The 22,476-nt window shown below is 39.8% G+C and carries 19 protein-coding genes; 12 read left to right on the forward strand and 7 right to left on the reverse strand.

Annotation, left to right across the window (positions count from 1 at the left end):
- Positions 1 to 22: 22 nt before the first annotated feature.
- The 3 genes from EHQ49_RS03365 to EHQ49_RS03375 all read right to left on the reverse strand — a co-directional run bounded on the left by EHQ49_RS03365 (position 23) and on the right by EHQ49_RS03375 (position 5,371).
- Positions 23 to 2,116 carry a sensor domain-containing protein gene (locus EHQ49_RS03365; protein ID WP_244241321.1) on the reverse strand — a complete coding sequence of 698 codons (2,094 nt, stop codon included), beginning with the start codon at positions 2,114 to 2,116 and terminating at the stop codon, positions 23 to 25.
- Positions 2,097 to 3,341 (reverse strand): amidohydrolase family protein, encoded by a 1,245-nt coding sequence (locus tag EHQ49_RS03370; RefSeq protein WP_135576334.1) that lies wholly within the window; start codon positions 3,339 to 3,341, stop codon positions 2,097 to 2,099. Before EHQ49_RS03370 ends, EHQ49_RS03365 begins: the two co-directional genes overlap by 20 nt.
- A gap of 122 nt (positions 3,342 to 3,463) precedes the next feature.
- A complete protein-coding gene (locus EHQ49_RS03375) occupies positions 3,464 to 5,371 on the reverse strand; it encodes a RecQ family ATP-dependent DNA helicase (RefSeq protein ID WP_135576336.1) in 1,908 nt (635 codons plus the stop codon).
- A 60-nt stretch (positions 5,372 to 5,431) separates the two neighbouring features.
- On the opposite strand from EHQ49_RS03375, the gene EHQ49_RS03380 reads away from it, so the two are divergent.
- The 7 genes from EHQ49_RS03380 to ftsZ all read left to right on the forward strand — a co-directional run bounded on the left by EHQ49_RS03380 (position 5,432) and on the right by ftsZ (position 13,990).
- On the forward strand, positions 5,432 to 6,988 hold the full coding sequence (locus EHQ49_RS03380; RefSeq protein ID WP_135576338.1) for an MBOAT family O-acyltransferase: 1,557 nt from the start codon (positions 5,432 to 5,434) through the stop codon (positions 6,986 to 6,988).
- Entirely contained in the window at positions 6,978 to 8,243 is a 1,266-nt protein-coding gene (locus EHQ49_RS03385) for a DUF1574 family protein (protein WP_135576340.1), read from the forward strand. The genes EHQ49_RS03380 and EHQ49_RS03385 overlap by 11 nt, the downstream gene beginning before the upstream one ends.
- A gap of 71 nt (positions 8,244 to 8,314) precedes the next feature.
- Positions 8,315 to 10,027 (forward strand): caspase family protein, encoded by a 1,713-nt coding sequence (locus tag EHQ49_RS03390; protein ID WP_135576342.1) that lies wholly within the window; start codon positions 8,315 to 8,317, stop codon positions 10,025 to 10,027.
- 296 nt (positions 10,028 to 10,323) lie between these two features.
- Entirely contained in the window at positions 10,324 to 10,689 is a 366-nt protein-coding gene (locus EHQ49_RS03395; RefSeq protein ID WP_135576344.1) for an LIC_10421 family protein, read from the forward strand.
- A gap of 128 nt (positions 10,690 to 10,817) precedes the next feature.
- Positions 10,818 to 11,549 carry a cell division protein FtsQ/DivIB gene (locus EHQ49_RS03400; RefSeq protein WP_135576346.1) on the forward strand — a complete coding sequence of 244 codons (732 nt, stop codon included), beginning with the start codon at positions 10,818 to 10,820 and terminating at the stop codon, positions 11,547 to 11,549.
- A gap of 1 nt (position 11,550) precedes the next feature.
- Entirely contained in the window at positions 11,551 to 12,789 is a 1,239-nt protein-coding gene (ftsA, locus tag EHQ49_RS03405; RefSeq protein ID WP_135576349.1) for a cell division protein FtsA, read from the forward strand.
- A 10-nt stretch (positions 12,790 to 12,799) separates the two neighbouring features.
- Positions 12,800 to 13,990 carry a cell division protein FtsZ gene (gene ftsZ, locus EHQ49_RS03410; RefSeq protein WP_135576351.1) on the forward strand — a complete coding sequence of 397 codons (1,191 nt, stop codon included), beginning with the start codon at positions 12,800 to 12,802 and terminating at the stop codon, positions 13,988 to 13,990.
- A gap of 97 nt (positions 13,991 to 14,087) precedes the next feature.
- On the opposite strand, the gene EHQ49_RS03415 is transcribed toward ftsZ, so the two are convergent.
- From EHQ49_RS03415 to EHQ49_RS03425, 3 genes are read right to left on the reverse strand one after another with little or no spacing between them, the layout of a single operon-like run.
- Complete coding sequence (locus tag EHQ49_RS03415; protein ID WP_135576352.1) at positions 14,088 to 15,494, reverse strand: COG3014 family protein; 1,407 nt, start codon at positions 15,492 to 15,494, stop codon at positions 14,088 to 14,090.
- A gap of 17 nt (positions 15,495 to 15,511) precedes the next feature.
- Positions 15,512 to 16,090: a penicillin-binding protein activator LpoB gene (locus EHQ49_RS03420; protein WP_135576354.1), complete on the reverse strand. Its 579-nt coding sequence runs from the start codon at positions 16,088 to 16,090 to the stop codon at positions 15,512 to 15,514.
- A gap of 35 nt (positions 16,091 to 16,125) precedes the next feature.
- Positions 16,126 to 16,884 (reverse strand): hypothetical protein, encoded by a 759-nt coding sequence (locus EHQ49_RS03425; protein WP_135576356.1) that lies wholly within the window; start codon positions 16,882 to 16,884, stop codon positions 16,126 to 16,128.
- Here EHQ49_RS03425 and EHQ49_RS03430 point away from each other — a divergent pair.
- From EHQ49_RS03430 to ispF, 3 genes are read left to right on the forward strand one after another with little or no spacing between them, the layout of a single operon-like run.
- The gene (locus EHQ49_RS03430; RefSeq protein WP_135576359.1) at positions 16,844 to 17,356 is read left to right on the forward strand and encodes a hypothetical protein; all 513 of its coding nucleotides are present in this window, start codon (positions 16,844 to 16,846) and stop codon (positions 17,354 to 17,356) included. The two genes, EHQ49_RS03425 and EHQ49_RS03430, sit on opposite strands and share 41 nt — an antisense overlap.
- Before the next feature lie 21 nt (positions 17,357 to 17,377).
- Positions 17,378 to 18,364: a quinolinate synthase NadA gene (gene nadA / locus EHQ49_RS03435; RefSeq protein WP_135576361.1), complete on the forward strand. Its 987-nt coding sequence runs from the start codon at positions 17,378 to 17,380 to the stop codon at positions 18,362 to 18,364.
- Positions 18,365 to 18,369: 5 nt separating this feature from the next.
- Positions 18,370 to 18,864 (forward strand): 2-C-methyl-D-erythritol 2,4-cyclodiphosphate synthase, encoded by a 495-nt coding sequence (gene ispF, locus EHQ49_RS03440; protein ID WP_135576363.1) that lies wholly within the window; start codon positions 18,370 to 18,372, stop codon positions 18,862 to 18,864.
- Here ispF and EHQ49_RS03445 read toward each other — a convergent pair.
- A complete protein-coding gene (locus tag EHQ49_RS03445) occupies positions 18,861 to 19,316 on the reverse strand; it encodes a hypothetical protein (RefSeq protein ID WP_135576365.1) in 456 nt (151 codons plus the stop codon). The genes ispF and EHQ49_RS03445 overlap by 4 nt on opposite strands.
- A gap of 81 nt (positions 19,317 to 19,397) precedes the next feature.
- Here EHQ49_RS03445 and EHQ49_RS03450 point away from each other — a divergent pair, with 81 nt between their 5' ends.
- Entirely contained in the window at positions 19,398 to 21,434 is a 2,037-nt protein-coding gene (locus tag EHQ49_RS03450; RefSeq protein ID WP_244241322.1) for a SpoIIE family protein phosphatase, read from the forward strand.
- Complete coding sequence (locus tag EHQ49_RS03455) at positions 21,427 to 22,473, forward strand: carotenoid 1,2-hydratase (RefSeq protein ID WP_135576367.1); 1,047 nt, start codon at positions 21,427 to 21,429, stop codon at positions 22,471 to 22,473. Before EHQ49_RS03450 ends, EHQ49_RS03455 begins: the two co-directional genes overlap by 8 nt.
- Positions 22,474 to 22,476: the final 3 nt, after the last annotated feature.

The following is a 22,476-nucleotide window of genomic DNA, read 5'->3' on the forward strand; positions in this document are numbered from 1 at the left end:
AAACGGTGGGAAAGCGAACGGGTCAATCCGAAATTCCAAGTTCTGTCTTCAGAAAATGAAGGCAATCCTCGGAAGTCATCGGTTTGGCAAAATAGAATCCTTGGATGAGGTCAACTCCACTTTCTGCAAGTAATTGCACCTGTTCCTCGGTTTCCGCACCTTCCGCAACCACACTCAAACCAAGGTTATGTGCTAGATTGGAAACAGCATGGATGATGGTCTTGGAATCTTTGTCGGATGTAATCTCCGATACAAAGGAACGGTCAATTTTTAAAGAGGAAATCGGAAGTTTTTTCAAATACCCCAAACTGCTATACCCAGTTCCAAAATCATCAATGGCGATTTTAGCCCCGAGTTTTCGAATCTCTTGCATCGTACGAACGGCAGCATCAGCATTTTCCATGACAGAACTTTCGGTAAGTTCTACTTCTAAATCATGTGGATCCACTTTGAATAGTTTTAAGTTTTCTGCAATGGTTGAGATGAGTCTTTCATGTTTGAACTGTTTGGTGGAGATATTGACCGCCATAGAAACATCGCTGACCCCTTCGTCTTTCCAATAACGCATGGTTTGGATGGCTGATTTGATCACCCATTCCCCAATTGCTAAAATCATTCCTGTTTCTTCAGAGATAGGAATAAAAACGTTCGGAGAGATCAGTCCACGTTCTGGATGACGCCAACGAATGAGAGCTTCTACACCTGTTGGTTTTTTTGTATAAAGATCAATTTTGGGTTGGTACATCAAAGTAAATTGATTTTCAATGATGGCAATCCGCATCCGATTTTCGATTTCTAATCGTTCTGCGACTACGGTTTGGAGTTCTTCTGTAAAAAATACATAACAGTTTTTGCCTTGGGATTTTGCCAAGTTGAGGGCACTGTCTGCATTTTTTAGAAGTGTGTTGGAATCTTTTCCGTCTGTTGGGTATAAGGCGATCCCAACGGAAATATTTACAAAAATTCTTTCTCCATCGATGACAAAAGGATGGGTCATTGCATCCAAAATGGATTCTGAAATGACGGCTGCATCACGTTCGTTCGAAAGATCGGGTAATACAACGGTGAATTCATCTCCACCTTGTCTACTAATCAAATCATACACGCGTATACTTTCTCGAATTCGATAAGCAACTAGTTTGATGATTTTATCTCCAAAGTCATGGCCTCTGGAATCATTGATGATTTTGAAATTATCCAAATCAATTGCAAGAACTCCAACCAGGTTTCCGTGTCTTCTTGCTTCTTCAAAGATAGGAAATAGTTTATCAATAAGAGAGTTACGATTAGGAAGGTTTGTGAGTTGGTCAAAAAATGCCATGTAGGCAATTTTTTCTTCAGCATGCCTTCTTTGTGTGATGTCGAGAAAGGCAACTGCGAGCCCAAAGTTTTCCATAGGAATGGGAGTAGCTAAAATATCGAACCAAGTAATTTTATCTTCTTTGATCAGACCAATTTCCATATTACGAATCACTTCTTTGTGACGAAGGGCCCGCATCAGACTGGAATTTCTTGGATAAATTTTATTTCCATTCGGTTGGATGAGAGTGTATTTACGAATGTTTAAAGTCCGATTTAGAAGTTCCCCATCCTGGATGTTAAAGTAGGTTCTTGCTGTTTTATTGGTCTCAACAATTTTTCCTTTTTCATCCGTGATGGCAATCCCCATCGGAAGGTTATCAAAAATAGATTTGTACTTTTGTTGTTGGAGTAGGAATTCAAACGATATGTCTTTTTGGATGGTGACATCGCGATCAAAACCCAAAATGATTTTGGACTCACGTAAAGGGATGAGTAACCAAATGATCCACACCTCTTCTTTAGAGTTGGTGACCAGGCGGTTTTCAAAGTTTAAAATATTCGGATTTTCACCCAGACTATCAAAAGTATATTTTGTGTTCTCTTTGTCGTCTTCATGAGCAAAGTCGACTATGGATTTACCAACAATTTCTTTGGGTTCAAATTCTAAAAACCGAGCAAAACGTTCGGTAACAGAAACAAAATTTCCTTCCCAATCTAATACTTGAAAACTATTCGGATATTCGGCAAGGAGTGACTTAACTGTGAGTCCAGAGAGAATTTTACTGCCTAATGGCTCATTTTGCATGTATTTCATTGCCTAAAAAGTAGACGGCTTCAATGGATCCAGGAAAACTGAACCCTTCAAAGGGTGACCATCCGGACTTACTTTTAACCATTGATTTTTGAAATTCAACTGGTTTTTTTAAATTTAGGATAGAAAAATTAGCCGCATAACCTTGGTTAATAATGCCAACCCCTCTTCCAAATTGGTCAGGAAGGTAGGGCGCCACAAATTCTCCAGGGTTTTTGGAACATATTATTGCTATGGTCTGTAAAGGAATGTTTAGTTTGAGTATCATATACGTAACAAACAACCCATATGTATCAAGTTGAGAGATCCCACTTGTGCCTTTTTGTTTTTCTTCTATGGAATGGGGGGCATGGTCCGTTGCCAAATAGTCAATATGTCCATCTAAAATCCCTTTTACCATAGCTTCTCGGTCTTCTTTACCACGAAGTGGTGGATTCATTTGAAACCATTTATGATTGGTTTCTGTTAACATATCCGTATCAAACATCAAATGAGTGGGTGTCACTTCGCAAGTCACATTCACTCCTCGTTTTTTAGCAGCGATGATTTTAGAAAGACCATCTTTTGTCGAATAATGGCAAAGTTTGCCTTTGAGATTGTATTTTTCGATCAAATACAAAGCAAAATCAGTAGCAACTGTTTCTGCTTCTTTGGGGCGTCTTTCTTCATGTGTTGGTTGTGATTGGTTGGCAATTAAAATCTCTGGATCTTCGCAGTGGAAACTAATGTCTTGGCCCACATAATGTTTGATGACTTCTTCTAAAGAAGCATTGTCATGAAAAAATAATTCTCCAATGGAAGGGCCCATAAAGACTTTATAGGGAACTTTTTTTTCCAATGGTTTTGTATGTGGGCCGATCCCGGCATACAAAGTGATATGGATGGGTGCTTTTTTAGTGAGCGCAAGTTTTGCGGCATAGGTTTCATCATCAATAGGCGGAACTGGATTGTTTGGCATATCTGCCACATGGATCACACCACCGTTGATGGCAGCATTACCAGCTGAGATAAAATCTTCTTTGTAAGTGTGTTTCCCACTCACATCTTCTCTTGCGTGGATGTGGATATCGCCGAAACCAGGAAAAATCACTGAACCATCAGAAAACTGGCGAGCATCGGCATCGATCCCGTCTTTTACATTCGTGATGAGCCCCGTACTAGAATCAAATTCGATTGTGCCTTCAAATTCCCTTTCGTGAGTTACGATCTTCCCTGCAATTTTTCCCATTTTGCCCCTATGAATCTGCAGATTCTAAGAGACTTGGAAAGTTTCAAGGGAATTTACTTTGGATTCGAGAGTCTAGAACCCTGTTTCCAGTTCCAAAGGTACGGAAAAAAACCTTTAGAATCTTAGTCCCATTTGGATAAGATCTCGATGATATCATTTCCAAATCTTTCTACTTTGGCAGGGCCCACACCTTTTGTGGCTTCTAATTCAGAAAGGTTCTTTGGTTTTCTTTCCGCAATTCGTTTGAGAACAGGATTTTGAAATACCATAAACTTTTTCCATTTGAGTTGTCTTGCTTTTCTATCTCGGTAGTTGATGAGTTCTTTTAAAATTTGTGAATTGAGAGTGGGTGGTTTTTTTAGTTTTGTTTTTAAACTATTCGTTTCATCAGAGTTAGATGATGATAATTTTGATTTTATTTTTGCAAAATTGGGTAAATACAGTTTAGGGTATTTGGCACCGGCCACCAAAACTTTTTTTTCTTCCACCCAAGTTTCGAGTTTTGCCACCACTGCTTCTTCGGGAATTCCATCTAACTTTCCGTGATATGGATTTCTTTCCATTCGGTATCGAAGTACATCTTTAGTACGTTTGCCCACAAGAGTTTTAGCGATGATGGTTTTTCCAAATACAGCTGGATGTTCCTTTAAAAAATTTTGTATGGTTTCTTCTTCCCATTCGGAAAGAGGATAATCTCTTTTTTCGTTTTTCTTTTGAACTTTTGCGGCTTCTGATTTTAAAAAATGAGTTCTGTGGAGGTTGGCTCCCACTTCCGTACAAATATCACAACTTCCACAAGGAGAAATGGATTCACCAAAATAAGAACAGAGTTGGACTTGCCGACATTCTTCTTTGCCTGCATATTCTTTGATGTATTTGAGGAGGGTATCTCCACCTTTGAAGTTTGTTTCCTTTGATAACATAAAGGCTTGTGTGGCCACGTCACCCGCTTTAAAAAACAAAACACATTCCGAACCAAGCCCGTCCCTTCCGGCACGACCCGCTTCTTGGTAATAAGCTTCGAGAGAGGCAGGAACTTGATAATGCACCACCAAACGAACATCAGGTTGATCCATTCCCATTCCAAAGGCATTGGTGGCTACAAGGATGGGAACTTTTCCAGAGGAGTAGGCATTTTGAGTTCGTTCTCGGATTCCATCAGTGCGACCCGCATGGTATTTTCCCACAGAGAATCCGAAGTCTTTTAAAAGATCATATGTTTCATCGGTTTTTTTCCGAGTGGCACAATAAACAATGGCACGACCTGGAAATTTTCTTCCATCTTTCCAAGGTTCTAATAGTTCAATCAAACGATCCGCTTTGTCCCTTTCGGCCGCCGGATATTCTACGCTGAATTTTAAATTAGGTCTATAAAAAGTAGAAAGCACCACTTTCGGTGATTTCATTCCAAGGGCAGCTTGGACATCAGATTGAACTTTCCGAGTCGCTGTGGCCGTCAGTGCGAGGATCGGAAAATTAGGACGAGGATGGCGTTCTCGCAAAATATGGATTTGGCGGTATTCCGGACGAAAGTCATGTCCCCACTGCGAAACACAATGAGCTTCATCCACAACAAGGGCAAATAAATCTAGTTCCCGAAAGATTCTTAAAAAACCATTCGACAATGCTCTCTCTGGGGAAACGAGTAGGACTCGAATTTCTCCTTTTACCGACTTGGCAAGGATGGTCATTTGTTCCACTTCATCTTGAGTGGAATTACAAAAGGCAGCAGGAATTCCTTTGGCAAGCAAACTCTCTGTTTGGTCTTTCATTAAAGCAATGAGAGGTGATATAACTAGAGTTAGTTTGTTTTTTTGAATGGTGGCTGGGAGTTGGTAAATCAGAGATTTTCCCGCACCAGTTGGCAAAATGGCCAAGGTATCTTGCCCATCCAGTACAGAACGAATGGCCTCTTCTTGGCCTGGGCGAAATTCCGAAAAACCGAATTTGGTTTTGAGTTCCGAACGTAGATCCAAGGTAACTCTCAAGATTTCCGTAAATCCGAAAGGGTCAACGATAAGATTCCCCATTTTACCCTCATTTTTTCAATTTTACAGAATCGAGTGATCCGGAAATTGTAACGAAGACCGATGCTTTTTAATACCTTTGTCTTTTTGTTATTCTTTCTGGTCGTGTATTCGGTCTTTTTGGGATTCGGATGGTTTGCCGGAAAACAGAAATGGGCCTACCGCGCACAAAATCTTTGGCTCCTTCTAGCATCCTATTTTTTTTATGGGTGGTGGGAGTGGTTTTTTCTAACTCTCATCCTCATTAGTACAGTCATCGACTACTGTGCTGCCATCTTCATCGAAAGTACAGAAAACCAAATCCGTCGTCGCCTATATCTATCGGTTTCGATTGTTGCCAACTTGGGCCTACTATTTACAATGAAGTATTACGATTTTTTCGCAGTGAACCTCATTGACTCTTGGAACCAATTGGCTTTGTGGATGGGTTCCACTGCTGCCACCGATTCGAATACATACTTGTTAAGAAATATCATTCTGCCGGTGGGAATTAGTTTTTATACCTTCCAAACCATGTCTTATACCATCGATGTGTTTCGCAGACAAATCAAAGCGGAACGTGACTTTTTTGACTTTGCTCTTTTTGTGAATTATTTCCCACAACTTGTGGCAGGTCCCATCGAACGCGCTCAAGACCTACTTCCTCAATTGAAAAAACCAAAATTTCCAACTTGGGACAGGGTGCAGAAAGGATTGTATGATATCCTACTTGGTTATTTTATGAAGGTGTATGTGGCAGATAACTTATCCACATATGTAGACCAAGTATTCCTTGCCGGTAAATCTCTATATACACAAAATCCAGACATCATTCAAGCTATGGACGGCTCACAAGTGTTTGCTGGTGGATTTTTGTTTTTAACACAAATTTATTGTGACTTTGCTGGTTATTCTTTTATTGCTTTAGGAGTTTCTAGGCTTCTTGGTGTCACTCTCACGGTAAATTTTGAAACTCCAGAATTTTCCAAAACACCTACAGAGTTTTGGAATCGTTGGCATGTAACACTGAATCGGTGGTTCCGTGATTATATTTATATTTCCCTTGGTGGGAGTAAATATGGAAAGTTTGCGCAGTACAGAAACTTATTTATTATTTTCTTTTTATCCGGACTTTGGCACGGAGCCAATTGGACTTTTATCACTTGGGGTTGTTTACAAGGGATTTATACCATTATTTACCTAGTTGCCTTTGCCAAAAAGAAAGAAGACAAAACAAGTGATTTGGAAATTGCCCCTCCTTCCTTATGGGAAAAAATCCAAAGTATTCTTTCGGGAACTTTTTCGCGAGTACTCATTTATACTCTCGTTGTTTTTAGTGCCGTAGGATTTCGTTCTTATGATGCCAATATGATGTTTCTTTATATGAAAAAATTCTTAATGGTTTGGAATTGGGACTTAAATCCAAACAATAACGTTAAAGATATGTTGGGACTTTTTGGTGAGTATTTTAAAATCTTTTTACCACTTCTCATCATTGATGGAATTACATACTTTAAAAAAGAAAGATATTGGGTTTTTGTATCCCATCCTCTGGTTCAAGTTTTTGTTTTATTCTTTATGGGATTTCTCATTCTTACTCGTGGAGTTTTTGGAAAGGAGGTAATCTACTTTGCGTTCTAAATTTTTAGGAATTGGGATTACCCTCTTATTGTTTTTGGTATTGGAACTTGTAGTTCGATTCACAGGAATCCACTATTTGGAACAACCGGAAATTTTCTTTGTCAACCTAAAGAAAAACTTTGTAGAATCCGGCAAAGGTGAAGCCGATATCATTGTGTTAGGTGACTCGAGATCAATGGCACTCGCCGGTTATTCGAAAGAATCTGGTGTTGAATATTCTGTTTATAATCATAGTTTGCCTGCCATGGGCCCAAAGTACTATCGTTTCTTTTTGGATAAGTATTTAAAGAAAGGAAATGCTAAACCAAAAATGGTTTTGTTTGCTGCTTCACCTAAACTATATTCTACGGGATATGGACCACCGTTATATGATCCTGATGGTAAATCAGTAAAAGAAAACGAATCCATCTCTACTTATTTGAACCGAAGATGGCAAGAAGGAATTCAAAAAAACTTTTTTCGTACTCCCACACCTACCAATATCATCAGTTATAGTGGCAAACAAGAAGACGCAAACCAAATCCTTTGGGAATTTTTTGGTCATAGATACCTCCATCAATTTACATTTTCAGAACTCTCCGAACAATACTCTGGTGTGGAACGTTTGTTTATTCTGTCTAAAGCAACACCACTGCTCTATGAATCCTATCGGTTCCACGGTGCCATTCGTAACGCACTCAGCCAAACCAATTGGAAGGTTGATAAAAATTACAAAGAACGATCTTTGTTTTGTGAATCCTGCGAAAATGTGGAAGCAGGACTTTGTAAACCTGCATCCTCCCAATTAGAAGACAATTTTACCATTGAAGACCAAATCAATCGTCACTTTGGAAAATACAATATCTCCAATCGTTTGAAACCAGAACTTGTTTTATTTTCAAAAGAGTTGATTCAAAAGGAATTGGATGCAGAACGAACCAACCCAAAACCTTATGTATATCACAAACCAGACTTTATTGTATTAAAAGAACTGATTGAATACACTCGTTCACAAGGAATCCAATTTGGAATGATTTATATGCCTTGGATGAAGGATGGCCAAGAATCTAGGGAATCCCAAGACTTACTGGCGGATCTAAAAACTTTTTTTAGAGAGAATCCAGATGCAGGACTCTTTTTCTTTCCGGATTCCTCCTATCCAAATGATCGGTTTGTAGATAATATCCATTACGATTGCCGGGGAGAAAAACGGGTAAACGAAGAATTTCTCAAATTTGTTCTTCCTCAAGTGTTCCGTTTTTTGCATTCCAGATAAAAATCCAATTGATTTCCGATTTCCGATGTTGGAGAATGAGGCACTCCATCCGGATAAGAGGAAACCCAATCATGTTTTCGTTTCGAAACATATTAGTTTGTATTCTATCGGCCTATCTCATCGGTTTACCGGTGTTCGGGCAGAACCGTTATGCGTTGTTCATTGGAACCAATTACAAAGGGAACACAGCCAAAATCCCTGAGTTGAATCTCTGTGAAGCAGACGCTACTTTCTTAAAAGAAAAAATCCAAAAGAAAGGAAACTTCAAGGATATCAAAGTCTTGTTAGGTTCCATGGTCACTCGCGATAATGTAAAAAACGCGATCTCCCAATTGGGTAAAGTTGTAGGAAAAGAGGATTCTGTTTTTTTATACTTCTCCGGCCACGGAATGTATATGAAAGATGCGAAAGCAAAAAACGGAATGCGTAACTATCTTATCTGTTACGACCGCCCTCATATTTCTGATGAGGAATTGAACGAATTTTTAACCGATATCAAATCCCAAAAGACAGTTCTTGTGATGGACTGCTGTTATTCAGGAGGGATTGCCAAAAAAGGGAAAAATACCCGCGGGGCAGCTGAGATCCCGATTGCCCAAGGAAATGATGGGGTTGTCCGCCAAAACGCGGAAGATTACTTTTTCCAAGACAAAGCTGTCATTTCTTCTTCCGACGATGACCAAACCTCGATTGAAGTAGGAGGGACCATCAACCATGGGATCTTTACTTACAACTTTGGAAATGCTCTAGAAAAAGGGGATTTAAACAAAGACAGTGTGGTCACAGCCCTCGAAGCCTTCTTTGTTGCCAAAGAAGAAACGGTGAAAATGGCCCGCCAATTCAACCATGAACAAACTCCACAAGTTTCTGGGAATGCCGCCGGGATCTTTTTGTCTGGTTCTCCGAAACCACAAACTCCTCCACCAAAACCACCAAACGTAGTCATTAACGTGCCGATCACACCGGTGGAAAACACAACACCACCAAACAACAACACAACGACACCTCCGGTTGTAACACCAGAGCCAGAACCAACACCGGCCAATGAAACCACAGTGGTCATCCCACCCATTACAGAAGTGGAACCACCAGCCCCACCTTCAGTCACAACGGGGAGTATCCTCATCCGAACTTCCATCATCAAAGACAAGTCTTACGGGGGAGCGGCTACAAAGTCGCCTTATGACCTTCTCAACAAACAAGGGAAATTAAAATCTTCGCCTGCTGAGGATAAAGTAAGATCCATCAAAGTTCTTGTGGATGATCAGGAATACACATCCCAAGTGACAACAGAGAAATCAAAAATTTGGGGTTCGGTGACCAAAAATGGAACTCTCATTCAGGGAGATATCTACAATGTAAAAATAGACAACCTTCCTGCGGGAGTACACCAAATTGAAATCCGTGCAGACAAGTATCCAATCTACAAAACGGCCACTGCAGTGCTTCCGAAGCAGACTGTGACTGTAGATGCCATTAATTCTATGGATGGATTCGGTGCCATTCGAGGCCGCGTGTTTTTCAAAACCTTGGACAACCCGATCGAAAAACACCCGATTTATATGCCGACAGTGGTTTCCACAAACCAAATCTTCAAAGTTACCACTGACAAAGATGGATACTTTTGGTTCACCAACCTAAAACCAGGGAAATACGAAATCCGAGCTAGTTTCATGGAAGAAATGAAGCTGGAGAATTCGGAAATTCACGTACAACCGGGAGAAGTGACCAATGTGGACATCATCCTCAATAAAAAATTGAGTTATACCAAGACAAAATACTAATCCAAAACCTCCCCAGGTATTGGATTTTTGGAAAAGACCCTCCTTCGCGAGGGTTTTTTTATGCCCCAAGGGTCCCGAGATTCTCGTTTAGGCCTTGATTATGAGGCCATTTGATTAAATTTAATCGGCAATTGATTAATATTAATCTAAATTCGTCTTTTTTTCCTGATTTTGGCAAATCCTGAGCACATTCTTCATAATTTCCGATTGAATTTAATCGCAACGAGAAGTTTTCTAGAGTCATAGAATAAACAAAGGGAATCGGAAAAAGAGGTTCCCACTCTAGAGAGGATCACATGAAAACAACAAAGATTATCGCAACAGGGATCTTGGCTTTCGGACTTGCAACCGCAAATCTCCAAGCTTTAGATACAAACGAAAGATTGGAGCTTTTGGAGTCTGCTATGATTGACCAAGCAACAACTCCGGCGCAAAAATCTGCCGTTTCGGAATACCTAGCGAATGTCGCAAAAGAAAAAGTAGAGATGGCTCAGGCACTTCGTGACAGAGCAGGATCTACTCGTGGCGGTAAAGCAATTAGCCAAATGAACGAAAGAAGTGAACTACTTCGTCGTGCTGAGGCTCTTGAAAAAGAAGCTAAAAAATACCGCACTATCTCTATGGATCTAAGCCAAGCATCCATGCAGGTAGCACAAAACTAATCAGTCCCAAACGCCAGTTTGAGATTTGTGAGAAAGGTCAGGTTCGCCTGGCCTTTTTTTGTACCCTCTCAATTTCCTAATGATATTAATGCTTTCCAAACAACCTAACTATGTGACATAATCAATATATGGTTGACACTCCCCAGGAAATCAAAGAAAAACGATTTGGGCGTGTAGTTCCTATCCTTTTGGTCTTTGTCGGCCTTGTGGCTCTTGGACTTATCTTTCGTTGGGGCAGGCCCGTGAAACCGGTGGATCGTTTGGAATGGGAAGGGCTTGTCGCTCTTTCTCCTCCTCTGGTTCTTAGATATTTGGGAGTGGATCCCGAATCACCCACGATCGGGGATTGGAAGGATTGGGAGAAACGACTTTCAAACCATCCAAGAATTCGGAAGGTGCGAATCACTAGAGATCCCGATGGTTTTTTGATTATCAACATACAGGAGAAAGTCGCCGAATTTGTCATACATGTAGGAAATTCCCTGTATGAAGTGGATGAAGATCTGGAGATACTTTCCAGAGATCAGGTGTTGGCTAACCATATCATTGTGATTAGCGGGCAGTTCACAGTAGGGGAGCAGAAACTAGAAGGCAGACAGATTTTTGATATCACCAAAGAAATGCGACATGCTCTTTCCCTTTACCCCGCACTTAAATCCAGAATTTCGGAACTTGTCGCTGAACGTGATGGCAATTATACCGTGTATTTAAAATCACCAAACTCCATCAAAGTATACTTAGGTGATAAGTTAGAGTTGAATGTATTTCGCAAATTATATGCATCCTTAGCTTATATGGAAGCAGAATCTGTAAAAGCAGTTTCCATAGATTTAAGAGGTGAGGACGCAATTTACCATTAGTATGAGCTATGATGACGTACCTATCATAACGGCCTTGGATTTGGGATCCTCTCTTGTTAAAGTTGTTATTGGACGACTAGTGGGAGATCACGAAATCGAAATTATCGGTACGGGAGTATACCCTTCTGCCGGTATCAAAAATGGTTCCATTGTCAATGTGGAAACAACAACTAAGTCCATCATAGAGGCGTTTGGTGATGCCGAGCTTATGGCCGGTCAAGAAGTGAATGCTGTAGTTGTGAATGTTTCTGGAAAGTCAGTGTATGGATTCAATGAAAAAGGAATCATCGCTGTGACAAACAGAGAACGAATTGTTTCTGAAACTGATATTATGCGTGTAGTGGAAGCCGCACAAGCAGTACACGTTCCAAACGACCAACAAGTCATTCATGTTCTTACTAAAGAATTCAAAGTTGATGACCAAGTGAATATCAAAGACCCTATTGGAATGACAGGGGTTCGTTTAGAAGCAGAAGTACATATTGTATCTTGTGGAAATACGGCTCTCAATAATATTGATCGTTGTGTAGAACAAGCTGGTCTTTTGCAAATGGACCGGGTGTTATCTAGTCTTGCCTCTTCCGAGGCGATCTTAACATCAGGTGAAAAGGATTTGGGAACGGCTGTCATTGATATCGGTGCCGGAATCTGTGACATCATTATTTATGTGGATGGGGGAATTGCTTTTTCATCAGTAGTTCCTTTTGGTGGATTCCATATCACAAGCGATATTTCCATTGGATTAAAAACCACAGTCGAAACAGCGGAAGTCATTAAAAAAAGGTATGGTCATACACGGATTGATATGGTGGATCCCACTGAAAAATTCGAAATTCCTTCGATTTCGGGTAGGCCTGCTCGTTCGGTTTTCCGTCAGGAACTTGTAGAAATTTTAGAACCAAGAGTTCGTGAAATCTTAGAAATGATTGATCACGAACTGGTTCGATCAGGATTTAAATCTAGTTTGGCGGGAGGAGTCATCCTAACGGGAGGAACCTCTCTTTTACAAGGAATTGAAGCCACTGCTGAAGAAGTATTACGTTTGTCAGTCGGTCGTGCAAAACCAGCAGGTCTTAGTGGACTTGTGGATAAAATTTCATCACCTGAATATGCCACTGCTGTTGGTCTGATTAAATATAGTTCAAAAATACAAAACTTAGAACAAAGAAACATGCATTCCGGATCTGATTCAGACGGTTGGATGAAGAAGGTTCGTCGTTGGATGGAGAATAATCTCTAAGGATATGTCGATGTTGTACCTAGAAGAAGAAAAAACAAGCCCTGCAATTATCAAAGTCATTGGAGTTGGTGGCGGTGGAATGAATGCCGTCACTCGTATGGTTCATGCTAAAATGACAGGTGTTGACTTTATCGTGATGAATACCGACGAACAAGTATTATTAAAATCTCCAGTAGAAGTCAAAATTCAGTTAGGTAACAAAGTAACTCGAGGGATGGGTGCTGGTGGTGATCCAGAACTTGGAGAAAAGGCAGCCCTTGAAGACAAAGAACGAATTGTATCGGCCCTAAAAGGTGCAGATATGGTTTTTGTTACTGCAGGTATGGGTGGCGGAACGGGAACAGGGGCTGCTCCTATCATTGCTGCCATTGCCAAAGAAATGAAATGTTTAGTTGTCGGTGTGGTGACTGTTCCTTTTTCCTTTGAAGGAAAAAGAAGAGCCGAACTTGCGAAACTTGGAATCGATCAACTCCGTGCGAATGTAGACACACTCATTACCATTCGTAATGATTCTATTTTTCAGGTAGTGGATAAAAACACTCCAGTGGATATGGCATTTCGAGTGATCGACGATATTTTGTTAAATGGTGTTCGTGGGATTAGTGATATTATCAACCATCCAGGAATCATCAATGTAGATTTCGCTGATGTAAAAACCATTATGAAGGACACTGGAGATGCAATTTTAGGTGTTGGTGAAGGCCGCGGGGAAACCAGAGTGAGTGAAGCTGTAGAACAAGCCATCAACAATACTCTTCTTGAAGATTCTAGCATCCAAGGAGCCAAATCCCTCCTCATCAATGTAACCGGTGGGACGGATCTTACCATTCATGAATGGAATGAAGTTTCCCAAATCATCACTGCACAAGCAGATCCAGATGCCAATATCATCATTGGACTGAATGAAGACGGGTCCCTTTCGGATCAAATTAGAGTCACCGTGATTGCCACAGGTTTTGCTAAAAAAGGAAAACAATACCAAAGAGAGCAGAAGGTTGTGGGTTCAGAAGAATCCATTTCTCCTATGGTGTACATTCGAAAGAATGAGGAAAAAGACTCTGGATTTGGCAAGGAACAAGATTCCATTCGAAGCATCCGCCAATCGAATCGAGGATTTTCTTCGCAAAAACAATCCTCCCCTTTTCAGAACTACGGAGAGGACTACGATATCCCTGCTTTTTTAAGAAGAAAGAACGATTAAATAAAAGCTTCGACCAATCGACAAACTAGATGCCAGTCAGTGGTCGGTTGGTTCTTTCATTGTAAAGTTGTTCAGTCAAATCAATGAGTTGGTTAGGTTAGTTCGAATAAGAACGCACTGAAACAAACAAAGGTTTGTCGGCTTCGACAAGGAGTTTTTTCGGAGCCGCAGTCACAACCGATCCTGGAGATTCTACTTTAAAGTCGTATTCCCCTGGAGCGAGAAGAATCCGTTTCACTTGGAAATTGGCAGGAATGGTCCTCCAACAGCGGAGGTCAGGGGCAATGGTTTGTGAAACAGCAAGTCCCGCAGCCGCACCTGCCGCCACCCGAATGAGGGTAGAAACCAAATCGTTATTTTTGTTTTTTCCACCAGATTCAATAGCACGAGCCATTGCTTCTGAAGCAATCACAGCAGCGACTATTTTTAATGATAAAGATGTTAAGTTCTTGGTGATGAGAGTTTTATAACTTTCATTGAAGTTATTCATCGCGGTTTCTGAATAATTATTCATGATATCCGAATAACCAACATCCACACCGTTGATGTAATATTTTTTTGGAAGAGAACCTTTGGGATCTCTTTCTTTATAAATGGGAATAGGGTTTTCTGCAACCGACAAAGCAGCGACAGCACCTGCAAGAGAAGCACCTGCACCTTTCGAACGTAATCCAATTTCCACTGCACCACGGAGTGCCACGGCAAAATACTCATCTTCCATGAGTTTTCCTCGTGACATTTTGATTGCTGACTTGCCCGCTTCGTGAATGATGATGACCTCGGAAAGTTTTTCATTTTCAGGGGAAGTTCTTTGCATGGAACTATTGTAGGCCTGCAGACTGGAACGGCCTGCCGCATATTTATTTTGATCACCGGAATCTCCTTCCCTAACAGCTAACAGATATCTGTCGGCAACTAGGTTTTGGCTTTTTCCAATGAGTTGTTCCATGTTTTTATATTGGACACGAGCATCATTATAACGACCTAGTTTTTCGGAGACATAGGCATCAATGAGTCTTGCTGCGTTATTTTGGCGATACTCAGCAGCCAAAAAGCGCATTTCTTTTAATTCGAAATCGAGTCTTCTGAAATAAATTTTTGCGTTATTGGTATCTCCTTGAAGGAGATAATTGTTCGCAATGTAAAACTTAATCATTACTCTTTCAAAGTCTTCACCAGTGTAATTGGATTCGTTATCTGATAAAATAAACGATAATCCTGACCTCGTCATACTGACTTTGATATTGTCTGCCATATCTTCGGCTTCTTTGAAAACTTTATTGGAGGTTACGTAATCTCCCTTGGTATGAAAGATCATACCTGCTTCCATCAAAAACAGAAGTTTGTCCTTACTAGAAGAACCTTCATAGAGTTCTCTAATTTTAGGAATGGCAGAATCATAATCTTGCCCATAGTATGCCGACTCGGTTGCTTTGATGATTTTGTTGTAATCACTGGCACAACCGAGGATAAAAAGAGAAAGAAAGAGAATTGTTTTTTTCATGGAATGATGGGCAGGGATTACCAGCTAACCCCTTTATTTCCGCGAACGGCAAGTTTGCGATACGAAACTTTTTCTGACCAAACAGCGATCGTAGTTTCCACTTCCACAAGTTCGATGTTGATGGACTGTTCTACGATTTTTTCTCCATCAGAGGTAAACATGTTTTCGTTGATTTCGCAACGGACGAAGAAGTTGGGAGACTTCAATTTTCCAATGGAAAGTCTGTTGGAAGTGAGCCCGGACAAACTGAACTGGATTTCATTGAGTGACTGCTCTCTCGTCTTTGTACGAACTGTATAAATTTTCCCTTTGATGAGTTTGGAAACAAAGGCGTTGTCAAAAAGTTCCGTTTGGATTTGTTCTGACGTATCGTTACGAGTAGGGAAGTGGGCAACGAAGACTCCTTCTTCGTGTGGGTTTTCTTTAAAGTAATCCCCAATTTGGCCTGCCAGTTTATCTGCCGCTTTCACCAATTCCTGGCTTGTGAGCCCACCTGAGTCGGAGATATAATCATCAGCGTTGTCGAGTCGTTTTGGACTGCTACTGCATTGGAATAAGAATCCTACTAAGAGAAACGAGAAAAGAATTTGTTTCATAACCCCATTTATAAGGGGGGATACAAAGTGACTTGTCAATTCCAAAAATCGACTTTCAGTTCCTCTACTTTTGCACTGCGATAAGAAGTTCTTTCCTCTTCGGACATTTCCAATAATTCTCTTGCGTAAACCAAGTCGACGACCTGGCGAAAAAACATAGGGCTTTCCCAGGCTTGGATTTCCCATTTTTCTTTTTGGTAAAGTTCTGTTTTTTTCTTAAGAAAAATTCGTTTCCTTTCTCTCGAATAACTGTAGGGATTTTTCTGAACATAATCTTCTAGGTAAGAAAGAAGCCAAACGGGTGGAGCGGTGGGGTGTTTTGGAAAAAGAAGATTACGTAAGACAAGAGGAAAAATTTCTTCTGAAATACGATTCACAGCTGTTAGTTTTTCGTAGGAGGAAAGTCCTTCTTTTTGTTCCAACTCTATAGTTTTTTCCTTCCAATTCATAAAAGCAACATAAACCGCATAGAGCACGTGGCCCCTTTCATCCGGATAGGTTTCTAGTAGGTAGGCATAAACTTGGTCTCGCTCTCCATTCCAAAGGTAGGATTCTTTGCCTCGGAGGGTTTCTAAAAAATCGCGTAAGTCAGATGGATATCCGGGTCGTTGTAGAACCTCGGGGCGATTTTGTAACCTCTGCCAATAGACCTCAGAACGGGAATCATAAGAAGATTCTTTAAGATCAGGGTTCGTTTTTTTCCGAAAAAGGAAATAGACAAGACCACCCAAAAGGAGGGAAAGTAGAATCAGGATGAGAAGGAAGGTGGTGATTTTCTTTTTGTTTGTGGGCATTGTCTTTGGGGCAAATGGTTGTAAACAAGAATCAGCAGAGGATTCTGAAACAGAATTACTCAGTTCGATCCTATCGCAGGGGAACGCTATCAATTCCGCTTGTCAAAGATTTATTTTATCGGAATCAAATTGTGTGGCTACTGCGGACTCTAGTTTGACTGTCTGTTCTGGATTGATTTCTAAATTAAAAGGAGAAATCTTACCACAGGAATTGAATACCGATGCCGTTGCCATTTTATACTTTGATTGTTTTACAAAAACAAATCTAACATATAATATTGCCAAGGCTTGTAACCAAAGTTCTTTTAATTCTAATTCTGATTACCGAAGAGTCCAAAGAACAGGGACCTCTCAAGCGGAACTATCTTGGCGTGAGGCATTCAATAAATGTGGATCTTTGGAAAATGAAGTTCCACCAACGGATTCTGGACTTAGAGAAACAGATACTATGCTTCGTTCCGATCCGTTTTAATATTCACTTAAGGAGTGTTATATGTCACTGGTAACTAAAGACCAATTGGTCCAAAAATTAAATCCTGTTTATCTTCCTCATGAAATTGAAGAAAGGATCATTCCTTTAACGGAAGAAATTAACCGTCTCAAAAAAGAAAAAAACGCGGTGATCCTTGGACATAATTATATGACACCTGACGTGTTTTGGGGTGTGTCCGATATTATTGGGGATTCTTTGTATCTCTCCAAAATGGCAAAGGAAACAACAGCCGATATGATCCTTTTTAATGGGGTTCATTTTATGGCAGAAACTGCTAAAATCCTATCGCCAGAAAAAAGAGTGCTCATTGCAGATTTGAAAGCTGGATGTTCTTTGGCAGAAGCCATCACTAGAGAGGATGTGAAAGCACTCAAAGCAAAATATCCTGGTGTACCTGTGGTTACGTATGTCAACTGTTCGGCGGAAGTAAAAGCAGAAACCGATGTTTGTTGTACTTCTGCTAATGCATTACAAATAGTCAATGCAGTGGAAGGAGATACTGTAATTTTTTTGCCGGACGAATATTTGGCTGGGAATGTTCGTAATCATACCACAAAAACCATCATCTCTCATCCTGGCCGTTGTATGGTACATGAAATGTATACTCCTGAAGATATTAAATCCGCAAAACGACTGTTTTCTGGTGATCTAACTGTGATCACTCACCCAGAATGCCATGAAGATGTAGTAAAAGAAGCTGATTTTTCTGGTTCTACTTCGCAAATGGTGGATTTCATTCGACAAAGTAAAACCAACAAAATTATGTTAGTGACAGAGTGTTCGATGGGTGATAACCTTCGCGCTGAGTTTCCTGAAAAAGAATTTGTATCCACTTGTCAAACTTGCCCTCATATGAAAAAAATCACTTTAGAAAAAGTGAGAGATGCTCTATTAAAAGAACAGTTTGAAATCTTTTTGGATGAAGAAGTGATTCGACTGGCGCAAAAGTCTGTGAATCGTATGTTAGAATTGAGTTATAAAAAGTAGGATTTATGTTTAGAGTTGGAAACGGAATCGATTTTCATCAGTTAATCCATGAACCCTTTCGCCCACTGGTCCTTGCGGGTGTTGAGGTAAAATCGGAATTTGCCCTTCTTGGTCATAGTGATGCAGATGTGGTTTTACATGCAGTCGCCGATGCTATTCTAGGTGCTTTGGCTCTCGGTGATATTGGTGTACACTTTCCTGACACAGACCCGCAGTATAAAAACATGAAGTCTTCTCGTATTGTAGAGAAATGTTTAGATTTGATTGCTGAAAAAAAGTTTAAACTAGTGAATGTCGATTGTACTTACGTGGGAGATCACCCGAAGATCAGTCCTATTCGTGCCGAACTCAATGCTTCTTTGGCAAGTATCACCAAATTACCGTTAGATTGTGTTTCGATCAAAGCCACTACTTCCGAAGGAATGGGTTCTCTTGGTCGTAGTGAGGGTGTGATGGTGATGGCAACAGTTCTACTCGAAAGCACAAAGTCCAAATCTTAGAATAGTTTTTGTTTTCCAGAAGCAATGTGGTCTAAATCTGCATTGCTAAAAAATAGAAATAGAAGTTTGGAAAGAAGGTTTGGATTTGTTTCCAGTTCCCAGGTTCCATAGATGCGAACGCCGTTCTGAATGGTTTCCCACCGGTAGGATTCTTTTAGGTTCTGGTAGTGTTTAAAACCTTCTGCAGTAATTTGGAATTCCGATTTACCCAGATTGTTTGCAATGGTTGTCGTACATTTTACCGTTTCTCCCATTACTTTAGATTCCCAGGTTTCTCCTACCGCTGGTGTGCGAAAGGATTTTGGTTGGAAGGAATCGTAAAGAATCTTTTGTACTTGTTCTGGTTTGATTGTGACATCCCAGGTCCGTTCCTCTTGAGTTTTACTTTGTCGGAATACGGCAAACGCGAAAACCAGAACAAAAACACCGAAGACACGAAGATACCAAATCATATCTCCATTGAAAAATCTATTGCCTAGGGATCGATTGAAATTTATTTTTCTCCTACCGAAAGGAAACCATCGGTGAGGGTTTTGCCACTGCACGCAGGAAGAGAAATATCATCAAAACGTGTCTCCGGACTGGTTCAAGTTTACCAACGAGAGAACCGTTTATCGCGACAAACCAACCCATTTCCTGAAATTTTAGAAGATACTGTTTACACCCGAATTCTGAAAGATCCCAATTATTGGATCTCTCAAGATTTGGAAGATAAAATCATTCAAATCATAGCCCAATCACTCGATATTTCTGGGATTTTATACCATCTTGGAACGGAAAGTTTGATTACCAATGCGTATGATTTACTTCCTTTGGACGATTCAAGAATTGATTTGGTGGAGATGATTCAAAGGTTACCTATTTTAATAGGTCGACTAACGCGTGCTGTATATTTAAACGTAAAACCCATTGCCGATCAAAAAGTAATTTTTGTATTTAATTATTTACCTGAATACCAAGAGAAATGGTATGATGCCGTTTTTTTTCAAGGTATGCTCAATGGTCTTGCCGTACTTTTTGAACTTAAAGAATTTAAAATCCGAATGACAAAAACCAAACTTTTTGGAATCCACATGTCTCACAAGGAGTTAGGTGAGGATATTGTATTTGGAACAGATTCTAATGAATATGAGATGGATTGGTTGGAAGACAAATTGTTTTTGTCTCGTTCTCGTTTGACAAAAGATGATATCACTAACAGACATAGAGTGATGGTCACTTCGCGAATGGATTCACAATTGGAAGAAATATCCATTGTAGACGTTAAGGATGTGGTTCGAAGGTCTCGGGAACTTGCTATTGAAAACCGAGATTTAGAAGCGGCCGTTGAAGTGTTAAAATCTTTCAAACAGGAGTTGGAAAAAAAACAACTCTCCATGGCGAAGGATCTACGCCTTGCTAAAAACATCCAAAAAGGGCTCATTCCAGAAATCATCCCCGATTGGAATGGTATCCAGTTTTGGACTGGTTTTACTCCTATGCAAGAAGTGAGTGGGGATTATTATGATTACTTTCCATATAACATGAATAAGCTGGGAGTGGCTGTTTGTGATGTTTCTGGGCACGGAGTTCCGGCAGCTTTTATTACCGCATTATCCAAGCTGTTGTTTTCCAATTTTAAAAAATCAAAACCTTCCGAAATATTCAAACTCATCAATCGGGAGTTATTGGATTTGGTTAAACAACAGGGATATACAACTTGTGTTTATGTTTTAATCCATGATGACTACAAGGTTTTATATTCTGTTGCCGGCCATCCTCGCCCGATTTTATTTAGAGCTAAAACTGGTAGGGCAGAAATTTGTGAGGGAGATGGAACTTTTCTCGGAATGTTTCCCGATGCAGGTGAAACCTTTTTAGATTTCCAACTCCAATTAGAGCCTGGAGACCAATTGTTTTTGTACACTGATGGTTTGATTGAAGCAGAAAATGATAAAGGTCTTGCGTTTGGAGAAACGAAACTCATTCAAATCATAGAAACTTGTGCTGGAAAATCCATCCAAGATACAGTGGAAACTATCCTAACAACCCATAAAGAATTTACTATGGGTACAGATCCAATGGATGATATCACTCTTCTTGGACTTCAGTTGTCCCCAAGACTTCCTGAATTCAATCTCATTAAAGCTAAAGGGGAGGAAGCTTATCTTAATAAAGAGTTTCAAGATGCTGTCAGTTTTTATGAAAAGGCACATCAGATTTTACCTCGCGAACTAGACACACAACTTTCTTATGGAAAAGCTCTTGCTCATAGTAGGGATTTTGATAAAGCCATTCGTTTGTTAGAATCTTATAATAAATTCAAAACTAATCATTTTAAGTCACATTCTGTTCTTGGTTATTGTTATTACCAAATGGAAATGTTTGAAAAAGCGGAAATAGAATGGAAAAAAGCTCATTCGATTAACGATTCCAAATTATCGAACTTATATAACTTAGCGCAAGTATATAGAAAGTTAAACCAAAAGAAAAAAATGAAAGATGTCATCGAAAAGATGAAACGAATTGATCCATCTTACATTCACATCCTTCCACTTGAAAAAAAGTGGGAGTCTTTACCTGATGAATAGAATCAAACTTTTAATTCTATCCCTTTGTTTTTTTCATTTTAGTTTTCCAGTAGATCATAGTTTTCATCCTGATTTTGGATTAGAATGGTGTTACTTTGTTGGACATATTGAATCAAAATCAGGAAACCATTACGGGTATGAATTGTCTTTTTTTCGCCTAAAGTTTTCTGATGATAAAGATTGGAATCCTGAGATTTTTCCTGTTCATTTTGCTATCTCCGATTTTTCTTCTAAAAAATATAAAAATTCTCAAACCATTAAACGAACGATAGGTGATCTTGCGGGTTATTCAGAAAAAACAATTTATAGTGGGGATTATCATTTGGAGATAATTTCCAAAGATAAATTTCATATCAAAGCTCAATCCAAATCGAAAGATTTGAGTTTGGATTTGGAATTGGAAGGAAATGGAAAAATTTTGGTACATGGTGATAAAGGGGTTTCTATCAAATCCAATCGAAATCCAAATATATTTTCATATTATTATAGTTATCCCAGACTCAAAACAACAGGAAATCTTTTTATGAATGGGAAAAGAGAAACCATTCTATCCGGAAATTCTTGGATGGATCATGAATGGAACGAAAAAAATTCTAAGTCCCTTCCTACTCTTGCCACAGGGGAAACCGGTTGGGATTGGATTTGTTTGTCGGATTCTTTAGGTGGTGACTATGTATTCTTTCGGTTTAGAGAATCGCATATAGTAACTCCAGAGGTTTTTGGAACCTATCGAAATCCAGAAGGAAAAACTACTTACTGGAAGGAGCCAGGCCAGGTCAAAATGGAAACTATAGGATCTTTTTGGAAAAGTCCGAATACAAAAATAGAATATCCACTCCACTGGAAAATCAAATATCCAGGAGGGGAATGGATTGTTTCCCCACTTTTCAATGAACAAGAGTTTGATGGAACCAAAACAACTTCTACAATCTATTGGGAAGGTGGAGTAGAAGCTTTCGATCCAATCCAAAAAAAGTCATCCAAAGGATATTTAGAATTGAAAGGTTACAAAAAACCGAAAGAGTGGTGGGAGTTCTAAGAT

This window comes from Leptospira perdikensis, assembly GCF_004769575.1.
GTDB lineage: Bacteria > Spirochaetota > Leptospiria > Leptospirales > Leptospiraceae > Leptospira_A > Leptospira_A perdikensis.